The sequence below is a fragment of the Corynebacterium sp. AOP12-C2-36 genome (genome assembly GCF_052379185.1).
Taxonomy (GTDB): Bacteria; Actinomycetota; Actinomycetes; order Mycobacteriales; family Mycobacteriaceae; genus Corynebacterium.
On record NZ_JBQSYJ010000068.1, the window covers coordinates 1 to 900 of the forward strand.

The window sequence follows — 900 nt, forward strand, 5'->3', positions numbered from 1 at the left end:
TGGCCTTACCCGCAAATCGTGGACAGGTAACTAAGCTGCTTCGAGTTCCTCAGCAGCCGGTTTATTGAACAGATTCATCTCGAACTCCACCGGCGGAACGTAACCAAGTGCAGAATGCAGACGCCGACGGTTGTAGACCACCTCAATCCACCGGGCGACAGCCTGCCGAGCCTCAGCCCGGGTGGACCAGGTGTACCTGTCATAGAACTCGGTCTTCAACGTGGCCCACACACTTTCGGCCATCGCGTTGTCCCAGCACACCCCGGTCCGGCCCATTGACTGCAGTACCTGCAGTTCCTGGCACACACGGCGCATCTGTTCACTGGTGAACTGGCACCCGCGATCAGCGTGGAACACCAGGTCAGAAGGAAGATCACCACGCAGCGTGTGGGCCATGCGCAGGGCCCGTTCCACCAGGTCGGTGTGCATGTGGGTGTCCATCGCCCAGCCAATGATCCGTCGGGAATGTCCGTCGGTGACCGCAGCGAGGTACACCCAGCCTTCACCGGTGCGAAGGTAGGTGATGTCGGAAATCCAGCACCGATCAAGTCCACCCTGGTCCCAGCTACGTCGTGCCCGGTCAGGGATCGCGTGGGTGTCGACACCAGGCAGCGTTGTCACCGGGGAGAACTTCTTGGGGCTGATACCCTCAAGGCCCTGACGGGCCATGGATCTCGCCACGGTCTTCACATCAACCTGCGTTCCCTCCCGGGCCAGCTGGGCATGCACCCTGGGAGCACCGTAGACGTCGTCAGATCCGGTGAAGACCGCACGGACCTTCACGTCGAGGTCGTCGCGTTCACGACGCTGTGGGCCAGGCTGCCCGGCCTGTTGTGCTGCCCAGGCGTAGAACCCAGACCGGGACACGTTCAGTAGGCGTGCCATACGCTTGACCTCGTA

The 900-nt window shown here is 61.8% G+C and carries 1 protein-coding gene; it reads right to left on the reverse strand.

What is annotated here, in order from left to right:
* Positions 1 to 30 precede the first annotated feature (30 nt).
* Positions 31 to 900 (reverse strand): IS3 family transposase (locus ACT3UN_RS16485; RefSeq protein ID WP_444657663.1); only part of this gene is annotated, 870 nt, incomplete at its 5' end.